We start from the raw sequence: 15,018 nt of genomic DNA, 5'->3' as shown, positions 1-15,018 counted from the left end.
AAGCATTAATGTTGATTACCATGGAAAAAACATAAGAGGTAAAAACACAGCAAGAGGATTAGAAGAAATGGGAGCTGACGATGGTTTTGATAATGCACAAAGACCTGTGGGAGATAGAAATCCTAAAAAGGATAAATATAGAAGAGCTGCAGAAAGACATCTAAGAAAAAAGAATGGTTATAAAAAATAAATTATATGGCAAAAGTTCAATGGAAAGAAAATAAAGTGTTAAGCATAGAAACTAGAAGAGGTTTGTATGTTCTTGCGCAAATGATAAAAGATCCATATTTGGTTTTCTTTAACATTTTCAGTACTAATCAAGATTGGAACAATGTAGATTTAGAAAACACACCTATATTATTTCATACAGCTGTAGCTAGAGAATTTATAAACTTTGGTGATATAACTACAGTAAAAGGTCTGACGGGAAGGAATCAATAGATTTATGTGAGTAAATTGAACTGGCTTATAATAGATTTAGATATTATGATCCTGAGGATGGACGTTTTATCCAAAAAGATCCAATTGGATTATTTAGTGGTGAAAACAATTTATATGCATATGTAGGTGATTCTAATTCTTATTTAGATGTATTAGGTCTTACAAAAACTTATAAACTCTCAAAAAAGAAATTCCCAGAACATGTTGCAATGGTTGAAAATGCAGTTAAAGAAGGGCATTCCTTAAAAGGATTAAAGAGAGGGAAAGGAACTAAAGCAGCAAGGAAAAATAGATATCATTCTCAGAAAGAAATTCGTAAAAAACAAGGAGGTCCAAAAAAAGATCATGATTATGATGAATTCCCTTATGCATCAACAGAACAAGGTGGTTCAGGAGCTCATATTGAAGAAGTCTTAAGTGATGTGAATCAAGGTGCAGGTAGAGATTTAGGAAAGTTTTACAGAGAGAATAATATACAACATGGTGATACCTTTGATATAGAAATTATAGATTAAAACAAATGAGCAAGAAAATAAAAGAACTGTTTAAGAAATTTTTAGAGCTTTCAGACTCTTTAAGAAATAATTATAGTAATAGTCTAGAAATAAATGATGATGAAGAATTAAATGGCAACGGTATTCCTGATGTCTTAAGTCCTATTTATTCAAAAGTTAAAGGAACACTTTATGAAGTAGAGAATCAATCATTAATGGATTTTATTCCAGGTTTCCTATTAATTCATAAATCTGAATACAGGGAGTTTAAAAGTAAAATGACTAAAATGCTATCTGAAAGTAAAGACAGCTATTTTCCTTTTTTAGTTAATTATTCCTCTGACTTTTATGCGCTTAAGGTAGAAAACAGAATAGATAAAGGTGTTTTTTTAATTAACCATGATGAATTAAATCCTATAAAAATTCATGATTCATTTGAAGCTTTTTTTGAAACAATAATTGCTTTCTATGAAAAACAAGTGTATTTTTTAGATGAAGATGGTTATTTAGATATGGACTTTGACAAAGAAGAAGAAGTTGCCCAAGAATTAAATCCAGAAATACCTTTTTGGTTCGAGGAATAAATACCAACTGGCGCGCTTTTGTAAAGCGTGACTAATTGTATTAAATATAATTTAAAAAGGCACACTATAAAAGTGTGCCTTTTTTTTTACTTTTATTATGTAAACGTTCTTTAAAATAGCAACCAAATGCCAAACTAAAAAACAACAAAAAATTTAGTATTTTAGCAGACCATCTTGGTATGCCAACAAGCATGCATAATTCACTCGCGCGACATATCCCTAACACTGGCGCACTTCTATGAAGTGTGTCTAATTTTCTTTAGTATTTGCAATGCAATTTATTATCTTTAAACAATGTCTCAGAGAATAGATAAAAGCTAGTCATTCTCTATAAAAGTATTTTAAATTAAGATATAACGGGCACAACTCTAACATGATTATGTGTATTTGGTTTTAAAGGTCTATACACTCTGTAAACGCCATTTTCTCTTGTTTTAAAAAAAATGTAAATAGATTCTACAAGACCAACAGTTCCTGTAGATTCTACAACAGTTGCTCTTAACTCATCTGTCGCAATTTCTCTAACCCTATCAATAATAGCAATATGCTGTGCGCTTACACCTCTACTATTAATAGCACCATTTCTATCACACCAAACTAAAATATCGTTATTTTTAAAATCGCTAAAATTGTCGCGTACATTTCTTCTACCATGATGATAATAAGAAGCTATTGTACGTTCTCCTATACCATGCATAGTATTAAAATAACAATTTACAAAACCCGAACAATCTAAACCAAAATAAGTATTATAATACTCTTGTAAATTATTATTATAAGCCTGTAATTCAATTAATACAGCAACAGCTTTTTGGCATTGTCTTACACTAGCTTTACCGTAAAAAGCTTTAGACATACACACGCGATCATTGCTACTGTAGCCATATCTGCGCATTAAACCTATAATTCTATTTTTTTCATTTATGTTTGATATCCCACTTAAATAACTATTAATACAAACGTTTTGAGTATGTGTTTCGCTTACAGGATGTTCTGTAGATTGATGTAAAACCATATTTACTCTTAAATTTATATATTGTGCTTTATAACGTGATGGTCTCATAGTAAAAGTGTATTTACTATTTAATAGTTATAAAACAGAAATGGTTAACATAAAAAAATATTCAATTGTATTAATTTAGAAAACTAAAAAATAGTTTCTGTACGTGTATTAAGTTAGAAGTATTTAAAACTATAAATTGTTATTGTTTAAATTAGTCAACTCAATAATAAATTAAATAAACTTTAAAACGCTTAAATTTAAAACATGCATAAAGTTATTATTACGGTAACAAATACTAAAAAAGGATTTGCTAGGTTAACAAGCTATCCTATAAGACCTCATAGAATACAATACGAGGTTCCATTATATATCGTAACAGTTGCTGGAAAAGACAAAAATGATATTCCTGTTTCAAAAGAATTTAAAGCGATTAGATTTGGTATAAAAAGAACAGAAACTATAAATGCGCATGTAGTTGGTTTACAAGATTCTCAATCGTATACTTTAAAATGGGATTGGATAACCACAATGGACGAAAATGCTTGGAGAGTATATGATGTTTTTTTTGTACATAGAGGTCCTATAAATGCACTAGCTGGAGAATTTGGTTCTATAGGTTGTATTGAAATATGCGGACATAACGAATGGAAAAGATTTAACAACTTAATAATTGAATTAGCAAATTGTAAAAATGAAGAAGAAGTAAGTGCTAAAAAGTATGCAAAAATAATATATCAAACTGCAACTAGACCAGCATTGAAAATTGTATAAAATTTATAAACATGAATATAAAAATAAACATAATATTATTACTAGTATTTCTATTAGTAGGATGCAAAAAAAATATAAATACTGAGAAATCGCCTGAAGAAACTAATAATCAACAAGTAAGTAAGATTAAAGAAACTATTATTCCTGGACATACTATTTTATTTGATACTATAACTCCTATAACATCATCAGCAAACATTTTAGCAATTACAAAAAAAATACAACCAGATTTTACAGCCTATCCTTTTGGTGAAAATTCGAACAAACTAAATGAAACAAAAAAAGGCTATAAATCTAAATCCTTTTTAAAAATGCTTTCTAATAGTTTTAAAAATGACAATTTTCTTGACGTAAAATCAAATCATTTTTCTTTTTTGGTACCTAGTCATGACAAAGAAGCAGATTACATATCTATACAAGAATGGTTTTTTAATGATAGTAAAAAAGCAAAGTCTTGTTTTGAAAGTTTAAAAACTTACAAGGAAAGAGAAATCTATTTTAAAAGAATTAATTGGATTTGGGTGTACCAAGAAAATAAAATCTATTTAGTTTTTGCTAGAAATTTAAATGTAAAAGATCCTGAAATGCAAAGCATAAAAAATGCTATAATTGAAACGGTATCTACATTTGGAAACTACGAAACACTTCAGTTTTACGAGTAACATATTTAAAGTATAAAATTTTAATTTACTACTTTTCCATATATTAATTTTTCAAACTCCTCACCTTCTTCTCCTGGTCTATCTTTTCCGTTTTGGTCGTCTGCCCAATGTACCAATTCATGTAAAAGGGTTACGCCAATTAAGTAAACATTTCCTGCTCTTGCTAAGCGTACATCTTTTCCTTTTTCAAATTGCTCAACTAATTTTATATCTATTCTTATTTCATTAGACTTAGAGTTTGGAGTAAATGCACCATAAGCTTTTACTAGAGTAGTAATATTAATTTCTGGTCCAATTCCCCATTTTAATGCTTGCTTAATTTTACTCTTTTTTATGCCTCCTACTTTTTTTAATGCCATTATTATTGGAGACACATGTAAAACTTGTGGGATATTATACTTAACATAATAAGCTAATTTGGGGTATTTTTTTATGTCTGAGCTATTCATTTTCATAAATCTTATTTTTCTATAATTTTTGAATTAACAACTATCCAATTTCCATTAATTTTATTTAGCTCCATTAATACATTTATTCCTTCAACTTTATAATCAAAATCAAGGCTTGCTCTAGCTTCTTCTACATTTACCACGTTAAACTTTAAATGTGGTTTATTTTTAACTGTATTAATACTATTAACTATTTCAACAGGTTTTCCAAATTTAAAAAGCTCTAAATTTTTATAATCTTTTGTATTAAAATGCACAACTAAAGGCGATCTACTTGGTAACTCTAAAACATGATAATATTGTTGTAACTCTGGTAAGTCTATTGCTTTTTTAATAATTTTTTGAAGCGCTAATGAATCGTTATTTTTTATGCTTTTATTTTCTGGGTATTCTAAAGCATCTTTACTTTCAAAATTATTTGTTTGGGTTGTATTGCCGTTTTTACAAGCAAAAAATAGACTTGCACAAAAAAATAAAAGTTTAATTTTCATAGCGTTTAAATTATGTTATAAAAATAAACGCCACTTAAAAAGTGGCGTTTTATTAATTTATATTTTTATTGTTGCTCATATTCTGCATCCCATTCTGTACCATCATCTCCTTTTTGTCCGTCCATTTTAATCATAAAGTTTTTGGCTGGAAAATAAGGTGTCATGTGTATATCTAAAAACACACGATCTTTTTGGTTTGGATCTTGCTCGAAACGTTTAATAGAAAAGTCTTCAATAAGTTTATCTGGTCCTGTAATACCATCTAAAAACTTAACAATTTGTCCCATTAATTCTTTTCTAGTTTTTGCATTAAAGTTTTCGAAAGCACGACGGTTTAAGAAATCCATTAATACTTTTGTAACGTAATCGAATACTCTTACTACAGAGTATGTTTGTAACCCAAGGTTATCACCATTAAATAAAGTTTTAGCAGAAAATGCCATTACTTTACCATACTCGTTTACCATAGGTACTAATCCCATTTTTTCTAAATGCGCAATTTCACTTTTTTTAAGGTCAAAACGTACACCATCAATTTCGTTAATACCACCAAACTTTTTACCGGCAGTAACTTGAGACATTAATGTATTATATATTTTACCCGCTAAAGCTCCTGCTGGTGGTACGTATAAATCATCTTCCTCTCCTACTTCATCCACTTTACCTCTACCAACTAACCAGTTACAAGCCATTATTACATTAGACTTATATTTATCTCCACTAGTTAAATTTGCAGCTTCAAACATTTCCATAACATCATCTGGCTCATCTAAGTGCTCAAAATCTGTTACTAACATGGCTTTATTTTCGTGTGCAATTTTAGCCCATTTTTCTACAACTTTATTAGATCCTAAATAACCTGGTATTACTAATAAACCGTAGTTATCTCTTAAATCTAATCTATCGTAAGTAGATTTTAATTCTTCTGCTATAGCATCTATAAAACGTGTATTGTCTAAATCTTTAACTTGATCTAGCTCTGCGTTCATTATAGAAATGTTCTTTAACTTATCAGACTCGGTATTTTTATAAAATAAAGCCATAGAACGGTAAGAACGTTCTAATTCATTAGTAGATTCTAAAGCTTTATTAAGGTTCTTTTTTAATAACCCATTAGCAACTTGAGACTTTTCTTCTGATGCTTCAACCATATCAGAAATATTTTCTGCACCACCTAAAACCGATGACCAAATTTCTAATACTTTTTTAAGTTGTTCTCTATCTTCGGTTTTACTATTTTCTGTAAGAAATATTTTTTTTCTTGCCTTACGCTCCGGATTCATATTTTGAACACCTTCAATGCAAGACTCTAACAAATCGAAACCGCCATATTTAGCTAAGCTTTCGCTTTTTTCTTTTAAGTATTGCGCGGGATTTTCTACTGGAGTAAATTGTCCTTTTTGTTCTGGTGATGCCATAATTATTTGTTTTCTTGGATTTCGGTTAATAATGCGCGAATAGCTTCTAATAAAGATTCTTTAGCTTCTGGGTTTTCTAAAGCAGTCTTTAATATTTTGTTAGTTTTTAGTTGTTTTACAATTTTTAGGTATTGGTCTTTTTCGGTATTTAAATCTTTTAAAAATTTACTTTGTCGAGTAATACCTTTTCCACCAAAATCGCCTAAATTTTTAAAATTTAGCGCTTCTTTTTTTTCAACGCCATCGGCATCTTCAAAATCTACTTCTACTTCTGGCTTGTAGTGTTCAAAAACTTCTTCTACCGTTTTAAGTCCTGTAACCACTTCTGGTTTTATAGGCTGATCTTGAGTTAACTTCTCTACAAAAAGTGTTCTGTTTTGAGGTATTTCTTGTATGGCTTCATTAGCATCAGTTTTTACTTCTGTGCCGCCCAATCCGTAAGTGTCCATGTTGTTTTGGTTTAATTAATTCTTTGTTATTGATAAATATAAGCAATTTTTGGTTATTTATATTGCCACTCTAATTCTTTTTCTTTGTTGAGTTTTAGGCTTACTTTGGCTCCTTTTGTTATGTCTCCAGAAATAATCATTCTTGATAATGGCGATCTCAAATCTGTACGAATTACGCCACGTAGTGGTCTTGCACCATATTTTGGTGTAAAGCCTTTTATTGCTAAATGCTCCATTGCATCGTTAGATATTTCTAAACTTATATCTTGTTTGCCTAAGGCTTTTAGCAATCCTTGTAATTGTATTTTAAATATTTTAACCACATTCTCTTTTGTTATTGGAGAAAACGGGATAATTTCTGTTAGTCTTCCTAAAAATTCTGGTCTAAAATAGCTTCCCATTATTTCTAGCAAATCGTTAGATTTTGGTATAATACCTTGATCGAAAGAGTCTACTATATGTTGGCTGCCTATATTGGATGTAAATAGTATTACTGCATTAGAGAAATCTCCAACTTTACCTAAACGGTCGCTAAGTTTTCCTTCGTCTAATATTTGAAGAAAAATATCAAAAACCGATGGATGTGCTTTTTCTATTTCATCAAAAAGGACAATAGAATATGGTTTCTGCCTTATTTTATTTACTAGTAATCCGCCTTCTTCATAACCTACATATCCTGGAGGCGCACCATATAGTAAGGCTGCAGAGTGTTCTTCTTTAAACTCACTCATATCAAAACGGATTATTGCATTTTCGTCTTGAAATAAAAATTCGGCTAGTGATTTTGCTAATTCGGTTTTTCCTGTTCCTGTTGGTCCAGAAAAGAAAAACGATCCTACTGGTAATCCTGGTTTACTTAAACCCGATCTAGATTCTAAAACTGCTGATGTTATTACACTTATTGCATGATCTTGACCTATAACTCGACGTTGTAAAACGGTTTCCATATTAAGTAATCGCTCTTTTTCATCGGCTTGTAACTTACCTGTTGGTATTCCTGTTTTATTTGCTATTGTTGAGGCTACATCGTTTTTGTTTATACTTGTTTTTTCTTGAGAAGCAACTTCATGCAATTGGTTAAGCATGCTTTCCATGGCTTTAAAACCTGCTTTAGATGTTTTTACGTCTTCAAAATGGTTATCGTCTCCTAACTCATCAAACAATAAATAACTCAACCTGTTTTTCATTAAAGCATATTGCCATGTTTGCTCTTTTAGCAACTCTTCTTCTGTAAATTCAGTATCTTCTTTTAATGCTTCTAAATGTTGTTTTATTGTTTCAATTTCATCTACAGATGTTTCTATCATGTATTTTGCTGCAGACATTGTTCTGTCTATTAAATCTATAGCAGAGTCTGGCAAACTTCGTTCTTTATTATAACGCTTTGCGAGTCTTATAGCTTCATTTATAGTTTCAGAATCTATTGTTAACTTGTGATGGTCTGTATAATAAGAAATGGTATTTTTTATCATACGGTAAGCTTCATCTTCACTTGGCTCTATTAATCTTACCGTTTCAAATTGTCTTGCTAAACCTTCGTCTACTTCTATATATTTTCTAAAAGCATCATTTGTTGCTGTACCTATTACGGTAAGTTCTCCTTTTACCAACTCAGACTTTAATAAATTTGCTAAGCCTTGATTTCCCTGGTTTTTATCGGTTAAATTATTAATTTCATCAATTAATAAAATTGCTTTTGGAAATTGTTTTATTTCTTCTATAACCTTTTTAAACCTATCTTCTATTTCACCTTTATAACCTGCACCAGAAACTAAGTTTATAAAATCTAATTCATAGATTCTCGCACTTTTTAAATGTTCTGGTACATTATTATTTACAGAGGCATAGGCTAAACCATTAAATAAAACCGTTTTACCAACACCTGGATCTCCAAGAATTAAAACATTTGGTTTAGAGCGACGACCTAAAATTTCGCCTATCATTTTAATTTCAGATTCTCTTCCAGAAATTTGGTCTAACTCATTATTACTTGCTCCAGAAGTTTTGTCTATACAATATTGTGAAAGTGTACCTGTACCAACAGCTTTGTTTTGTTTTTTTGAAGTTGTTCCTGCTGGTGCACTTACTGTGCCATCTTCTTTTACGCCTATATTATCTATAATCTCATTAGGTGTTAATGAAAATGATTTTAATTGCTCGAATGAAAAACCTACGCCTGGCGTACATAATGCAATTAGCACACAATGCTCTGTTACTTCCTCTAAGCCTAGTTTTAGTTTTATATTATCGGCTTCATACAGCACTGCTTCTACACTATCGTCTGCTGAAGGATTTTCTGGTACTTTATTGGTTTTTGGTAAAGATTCTAACCTTACTTCTGCCCATTCTTCTACATAGTAACCATCTTGATCTATACTTTCTAAGTACTTAATCATGCCTATACTTTTGTGCATTAAGGCTTTTAATACGTGTGCAGATGAGTATTGTTTATTTGAATATTCTTTTGCAATTGCTTGAGCAATATGTAATGCTTCTTTTAACTTGCTTGATAGTGCATAATCTGCCATAGAAATAGTTTGTTTTTACCTAATATTAATATTTTTATACACCTAAGGTTAACACCAAAATGATATTTATTATAGATTTAGGCTGAACTAAATTAGAAATAAATACAGAGATTACCAACTATTTAATTTTAAGCTATTAGAATAATTTTGAAGTTTAAATTTACATTATTGAGATAAGTATTGCTTAATGTACAGTATCGCTTAAAACAAAAAAACCTTTCATGAATTTGAGCTCTTGAAAGGTTTTTTATTTTAATTAAAAAAGATTAATTAGTTACAAATTATCAATATCAAGTCTAGCAAACTCAAAAGTACTGCCATTAAACAATCCTTTATCACTTAATTTAAGTGCTGGTATTACTAATAAAGCCATAAATGATAACGACATATATGGTGCGTTTAGTTTGCTTCCCATTTGTTTTGCCATAGCATCAAGTGTTGCGTATTGTTTACCTATAGTTTCTCCGTTTTTATCGCTCATTATTCCTGCAACTGGTAATGCTACTGTTTTTTCTTCGGAATTGTTTACCGCCGAAATTCCTCCTTTTGCTTCAATTATGGCATTAACAGCTTTACAAATGGAAGCATCGTCTACACCAACTGCAATAATATTATGAGAATCGTGACCTACGGAACTTGCTATTGCGCCTTCTTTTAATCCGAAATTTTTTATAAAAGCAATAGCAGGTTTTGCATTATTGTAACGATTAACAACCGTTATTTTTAAAACATCGGTTTCTGTATTAGAAATTAAATTACCATTATCTATCAAGCTATTTGTTATAACTTGATTGGTGACTAACTCGCCATCTAAGCATTCTATAACTCTTATTTTTTTAGCTGAAGATTCGTATCTAAATTCTGAAATTTCTTTTTTGTCACAATTAAAATTATTGAGGTTTTTAAATACAACATCTTTAATATTTACTTTCCCAAAGTCGTAAACTAATGCTCCATTTATATAGGTTTGAAGCGTTTTAAATTGCTTTAAATCTTCAACAACTATAAAATCTGCAGCATCATTTTCTTGTAGCAATCCAACATCTAAATTGTAATGTTTTACAGGATTTATACATGCGGCTTGCAATACTTTAAACAAGTCTATTTCTTTTGTAATGGCACGCGCACAAAGTTTATTTATATGGTTTAATAATAAATCGTCTGGATGCTTATCATCACTACAAAACATCATGTTTTCAAAGTGTTCTGGTAACAAATCTATTAAGGCTTCAAAGTTTTTAGCAGCGCTACCTTCACGAATAATAACTTTCATGCCTTTTTGTAGTTTTTCTAAAGCTTCGTCGTAAGTAAAACATTCGTGGTCTGTAGAAATTCCTGCGGCAATGTACTTTGTAATATCGTCACCACGTAAACCTGGTGCGTGACCATCTACTGGTTTATTATAATGTTTTGCCCAAGCTATTTTTTTAAGCACTTCTTCGTCATTAAAAAGTACACCGGGATAGTTCATCATTTCGGCAAGATATTTAATATCTGGATTTGCCATTAAGGTTTTTATATCTTCACTATCTATAACTGCTCCAGCCGATTCAAAGTTTGTAGCAGGCACACAAGATGGTGCTCCAAAATTAAATTTAAACGGTGTTTGCTTTCCATTTGCAATCATGAATTCAACACCTTTAACACCAAGTACATTTGCTATTTCGTGTGGATCACTAACCGTAGAAACGGTACCATGACGTACTGCCAATTTAGCAAACTCGCTTGGCACTAACATAGAGCTTTCTATATGAATGTGAGCATCTACAAATCCTGGTAAAATATAATGATTAACGTCATGGTCTTTTTCTTCTATTGATGCTATTTTACCTGCTTTAATAGCTATCTCTCCTTTGTAAATACGTTTATTTTGGATGTCTACTATTTGACCTTGAATTTTCATAATTTATTAGTGTTTTAAGCCGTTATAACGGAGTAAAAAAAAAGAATCTTATTACATATTTAAGATTCTTTTTATTTAATTATATAAATAAGATTTTTATATACTTAATAATTTATTTCTTCTTAAAATTCTCTAAACCTTTTTTAAGCCATTCTAAATATTCTTCATCATTTGGCGTGTATGCTGTGGTATGGTTTAGCATTTCCATATCGTGATTTAGTAATACATAAAACGGTTGTGAGTTATTTTGAAATGTTACTGTTTGTAAAGTTGCCCATTTATCTCCAATAGTTTTTATACTTTTTAAACTACCATTAGATTTTAAAAATTTAAATTGTTCATTTTCTGGCAATTCCTTTCTATCATCTACATACAGTGAAATAATAATATATTCATCGTTTAAAATATTATAAATATCGTCTTCACTCCATACTTGTTCTTCCATTTTACGGCAGTTTACACAAGCATAACCTGTAAAATCTAGCATTATAGGTTTATTGGATGCTTTTGCCGCTGCTACGCCTTCGTTTAAATCTTTATAACAATTTAAACCTAAAGGACACTCAGATTCTTTTTCATAAATACTATACCATAATGGCGGCGGAAAACCACTTAACATCTTTAAGTTAGCATATTTAGTATTTGTTAAACCTGGAATTAAATATACTGTAAATGCAAAAACTAAAAAAATAAAAGACCAACGCCATTTTGTAGGCTTTTTATATGGACCATCGTGTGGAAATTTTATTTTTCCAAATAGATATAATAGTAAGCCAATACCAACAATTATCCAAAGTCCAATAAAGACTTCTCTTTTTAATAGTCCCCAATGTTTTACAAGGTCTGCGTTAGATAAAAACTTTAAGGCTAAAGCAATTTCTATAAAACCTAAAACGACTTTTACTGTTGTTAACCAACCTCCAGATTTTGGTAAAGAATTTAACCATTTTGGAAACATAGCAAATAAAGTAAATGGTAAAGCTAATGCAAGACCAAAACCACTCATTCCCATGGTTAATTGTGTTGCGCCACCATCGCTAGTTAAAGAGCTTCCTAATAAAGTTCCTAAAATTGGACCTGTACAAGAAAACGATACTATAGCTAAGGTTAATGCCATAAAAAACACGCCTATTAAACCGCCAACACTATTTGCTTTACTATCTAAAGCGGCGCTCCAAGAATGTGGTAATGTTAACTCGTAATAACCAAAAAATGAAAAAGCAAAGGCTATAAATATTATAAAAAAGATAATATTTAACGTCACATTTGTAGATATGTTATTTAATATTTCTGGGTCTAAAGAGTCTAAAACATGAAATGGTAAGCTTAATAAAAAGTAAATTAAAAAGATGAAAAAACCATACATTACAGAATTTGCAATTCCTTTTTGAGAGTTTCCTGCACTTTTAGTAAAAAATGAAACCGTTAAAGGAATCATAGGAAAAACACATGGTGTTAACAAAGCTATTAATCCTCCTAAAAAACCTAAAAAGAAAATGGTAAGGTTACTTTTTTCTTCTACATCTTCTGCTTTTTCAAACTTTTCTTTTCCTTTAATATCTAATGCAAGTGCTTTCGATTGTTCAATATCATAATCGCTAAGTTGTGTTGCTCCTGAAGATTTTAATAAATCTCCAGAAAGCGATGTTTGAAACTCAAAGGTTTCTGGTGCAAGGCATTTTTCGTTATCACAAACTTGAAAAAACACTTCTGCTTTTATAACTTTTACTTCTGGATTTAAAAGTTTTATTTTTTGCTTAAAGGTTGCTTCTTTTTCAAAATACTTAACATCCATATTAAAAACGTCTTCAAAAACTTTTTTAGATTTTGATTCTGAAGTTTCTCCTATTACTTCATAGTCTTTAGACTCAGTATCGAATGTAAATTCTGTAGCAATTGGTCCATCGTCTGCATTATTTTCTTGTGAATAGAAATGCCAATCGCCATCTATTACTGCTTTATATTCTATCTCATATTCTGTATCTGAAAGTTTATTGGCTTTCGAGGTCCATTTTACAGGCTCTAAAACGTTAGATTGTTTGCCAATAATATTATTTGGTGTTGGAAGTTGAAAGGTTAAAATTTCACTTTCAAAAATACATTGTTTATCGTCACAGGCTTGAAAGCTAACCTCTGCTTCTATGGCAATAATATTTTTATTTACCAACTCTATACGTTGCGTGAATGTTGCAGAATCGTCAAAAAACGTAAGATCCATATCAAAAACCTTATCGTGTTTTGTTATACTTCTACTCTCTTTTGTTTTACCTAATACTTTATAATCTTCACCTTCATTATTATATGTAAACGCTGTTGGCAAAGCGCCACCTTCTGGTAACGTTTGTGAGTATAAATGCCATTTCGATTCTATATCTGCATTAAATATTAAGTTATAATCTGTATCAGATATTTTTTCTACACTTGTGCTCCATTTTACAGGATTAAGTTGTGCTGTTACACTATTTATTGAAAATAAAACTAAGATAAAAGCTATAAATTGCTTCATTGTTGATATGTGATTTTTAATATGTTATCTGTTTGATTTGTTGCTTTAAACAACGCACTACTTCTATAATTTATAACCCAAACTATGGTATTGTTTGAGATTAAAACGAGGCATTTTTCTTTAGCTCGTAACGACAGTTTTTCGTCTTTAAAAAACTTACTTAGTTTCTTTTTTCCTGTCATTCCCAACGGGTAAAAATAGTCTCCTTTTTCCCATTGTCTTACTTTTAAAGGAAAGTTTAACAGTTTTTGGTCTAAATAAATAGTAGATTTTGTATTTTTCTCTAGTTTTTCAACGCGTTCTATAGATAATAAACCGTTAGCAATTTCAATACTTTTAGATGGTTTTTCTATTGTAATTTCTTTAAATGCTGTAACAGTTGTGTTTTCTGTTAAAACTAATGTTTCTCTATTTTTTAACAGTGTATGAGTGTTAGACATTATTTGTTTTCCGCTTTGCGCGTGCAATAAATTTTCAAGTACGTTCCAATCTGTAAAACCATAGATTTTAAAAACCTCAAATAAATAAGCTTTTGGTTGTTTTAGATTTTTAAACTCTTGTATTTTATAAATTACGGCTTCACTATCGTGTTGTATAATTGCACGTTTTAAAACTGCACTTACACTTTCTTGAACAATAGCTTTGGTATCTTTTAAATTATCTAATGTAGTTTCTACATTTTTAAGCAACGTAGGATTTATTTCTTTTAAAATAGGAATAACATCGTGTCGTAATTTGTTTCTTAAATATTTTGTTGAAGCATTACTACTATCTTCTCGCCATGCTATATTTTTAGATTTTGCATAGTACTCTAAACTTTCTCTTGAAAACTTAAGTAATGGTCTCACGATATTTTCGTTACGCTCTGGGATTCCTGTTAAACCTTCAATTCCTGTACCACGTGTAAGATTTATTAGTACAGTTTCTAGATTATCATCTGCATGATGTGCTGTTAATATATAGTCGAATTGTAATTGCCTTGCTAAATCAAAAAACCAATTATAACGTAAGGTCCTGGCTGCCATTTGTATTGAGCTTTTTTCTGCTTTAGCATAAGCTTCTGTATTAAAATGCTGTACAAAAGCTTCTATATCTAATGTTTTTGCTAATTCTAAAACAAAAGCTTCATCGGTATCACTTTCATTTTCGCGTAAATTAAAATTACAATGTGCTAGCGCAATATTTAAATTTAACTTTGAACATAAATGAGTTAAAACAACACTATCTAAACCTCCAGAAACCGCAATAAGAATTTTAGCCTTTTTTAAATAAGGCATATTATTCTCTATATTATTTTTAAAGGCATTAAACATGTGTTA

General features: G+C 30.2%; 15 protein-coding genes and 1 pseudogene. 7 read left to right on the top strand and 9 right to left on the bottom strand.

The genetic code is table 11. The features are described 5' to 3' along the window. Nucleotides 1-67: 67 nt before the first annotated feature. From LACAL_RS15600 to LACAL_RS11300, 5 genes and pseudogenes are all read left to right on the top strand, one after another. Complete coding sequence (locus LACAL_RS15600) at nucleotides 68-190, top strand: hypothetical protein (RefSeq protein WP_013870874.1); 123 nt, start codon at nucleotides 68-70, stop codon at nucleotides 188-190. A gap of 5 nt (nucleotides 191-195) precedes the next feature. Further along, a complete protein-coding gene (locus tag LACAL_RS11310) occupies nucleotides 196-441 on the top strand; it encodes a hypothetical protein (protein WP_049791511.1) in 246 nt (81 codons plus the stop codon). A 14-nt stretch (nucleotides 442-455) separates the two neighbouring features. After that, a pseudogene (locus LACAL_RS15610) lies at nucleotides 456-590 on the top strand (RHS repeat-associated core domain-containing protein); the annotation flags it as partial. A 60-nt stretch (nucleotides 591-650) separates the two neighbouring features. Then, nucleotides 651-956: a NucA/NucB deoxyribonuclease domain-containing protein gene (locus LACAL_RS11305; protein WP_041301496.1), complete on the top strand. Its 306-nt coding sequence runs from the start codon at nucleotides 651-653 to the stop codon at nucleotides 954-956. A 5-nt stretch (nucleotides 957-961) separates the two neighbouring features. Continuing rightward, the gene (locus LACAL_RS11300; protein WP_013870873.1) at nucleotides 962-1,519 is read left to right on the top strand and encodes a hypothetical protein; all 558 of its coding nucleotides are present in this window, start codon (nucleotides 962-964) and stop codon (nucleotides 1,517-1,519) included. Between the two features lie 346 nt (nucleotides 1,520-1,865). On the opposite strand, the gene LACAL_RS11295 is transcribed toward LACAL_RS11300, so the two are convergent. Beyond that, entirely contained in the window at nucleotides 1,866-2,582 is a 717-nt protein-coding gene (locus LACAL_RS11295; protein WP_013870872.1) for a hypothetical protein, read from the bottom strand. Between the two features lie 204 nt (nucleotides 2,583-2,786). On the opposite strand from LACAL_RS11295, the gene LACAL_RS11290 reads away from it, so the two are divergent. Further along, nucleotides 2,787-3,293 carry a hypothetical protein gene (locus LACAL_RS11290; RefSeq protein WP_013870871.1) on the top strand — a complete coding sequence of 169 codons (507 nt, stop codon included), beginning with the start codon at nucleotides 2,787-2,789 and terminating at the stop codon, nucleotides 3,291-3,293. A gap of 11 nt (nucleotides 3,294-3,304) precedes the next feature. After that, a complete protein-coding gene (locus tag LACAL_RS11285; RefSeq protein ID WP_013870870.1) occupies nucleotides 3,305-3,955 on the top strand; it encodes a hypothetical protein in 651 nt (216 codons plus the stop codon). Nucleotides 3,956-3,975: 20 nt separating this feature from the next. Here the strand turns inward: LACAL_RS11285 and LACAL_RS11280 are convergent, their stop codons facing one another. The 8 genes from LACAL_RS11280 to tilS form a co-directional block, all read right to left on the bottom strand. Beyond that, complete coding sequence (locus tag LACAL_RS11280) at nucleotides 3,976-4,410, bottom strand: hypothetical protein (protein WP_013870869.1); 435 nt, start codon at nucleotides 4,408-4,410, stop codon at nucleotides 3,976-3,978. 5 nt (nucleotides 4,411-4,415) lie between these two features. After that, nucleotides 4,416-4,895 (bottom strand): hypothetical protein, encoded by a 480-nt coding sequence (locus tag LACAL_RS11275; protein WP_013870868.1) that lies wholly within the window; start codon nucleotides 4,893-4,895, stop codon nucleotides 4,416-4,418. A gap of 65 nt (nucleotides 4,896-4,960) precedes the next feature. Continuing rightward, complete coding sequence (locus LACAL_RS11270; protein WP_013870867.1) at nucleotides 4,961-6,313, bottom strand: DUF5458 family protein; 1,353 nt, start codon at nucleotides 6,311-6,313, stop codon at nucleotides 4,961-4,963. Nucleotides 6,314-6,315: 2 nt separating this feature from the next. Next, nucleotides 6,316-6,762 carry a hypothetical protein gene (locus tag LACAL_RS11265; protein ID WP_013870866.1) on the bottom strand — a complete coding sequence of 149 codons (447 nt, stop codon included), beginning with the start codon at nucleotides 6,760-6,762 and terminating at the stop codon, nucleotides 6,316-6,318. 53 nt (nucleotides 6,763-6,815) lie between these two features. Continuing rightward, nucleotides 6,816-9,290 (bottom strand): ATP-dependent Clp protease ATP-binding subunit, encoded by a 2,475-nt coding sequence (locus LACAL_RS11260; protein ID WP_013870865.1) that lies wholly within the window; start codon nucleotides 9,288-9,290, stop codon nucleotides 6,816-6,818. A gap of 274 nt (nucleotides 9,291-9,564) precedes the next feature. Continuing rightward, entirely contained in the window at nucleotides 9,565-11,193 is a 1,629-nt protein-coding gene (gene ade, locus LACAL_RS11255; protein WP_013870864.1) for an adenine deaminase, read from the bottom strand. Between the two features lie 112 nt (nucleotides 11,194-11,305). Continuing rightward, nucleotides 11,306-13,699 carry a protein-disulfide reductase DsbD domain-containing protein gene (locus tag LACAL_RS11250; protein ID WP_013870863.1) on the bottom strand — a complete coding sequence of 798 codons (2,394 nt, stop codon included), beginning with the start codon at nucleotides 13,697-13,699 and terminating at the stop codon, nucleotides 11,306-11,308. After that, on the bottom strand, nucleotides 13,696-15,012 hold the full coding sequence (gene tilS / locus LACAL_RS11245) for a tRNA lysidine(34) synthetase TilS (protein WP_013870862.1): 1,317 nt from the start codon (nucleotides 15,010-15,012) through the stop codon (nucleotides 13,696-13,698). The genes LACAL_RS11250 and tilS overlap by 4 nt, the downstream gene beginning before the upstream one ends. Nucleotides 15,013-15,018 lie beyond the last annotated feature (6 nt).

The organism is Lacinutrix sp. 5H-3-7-4, assembly GCF_000211855.2.
Lineage (GTDB): Bacteria > Bacteroidota > Bacteroidia > Flavobacteriales > Flavobacteriaceae > Lacinutrix.
This window is presented reverse-complemented; position numbering and strand designations above follow the sequence as displayed.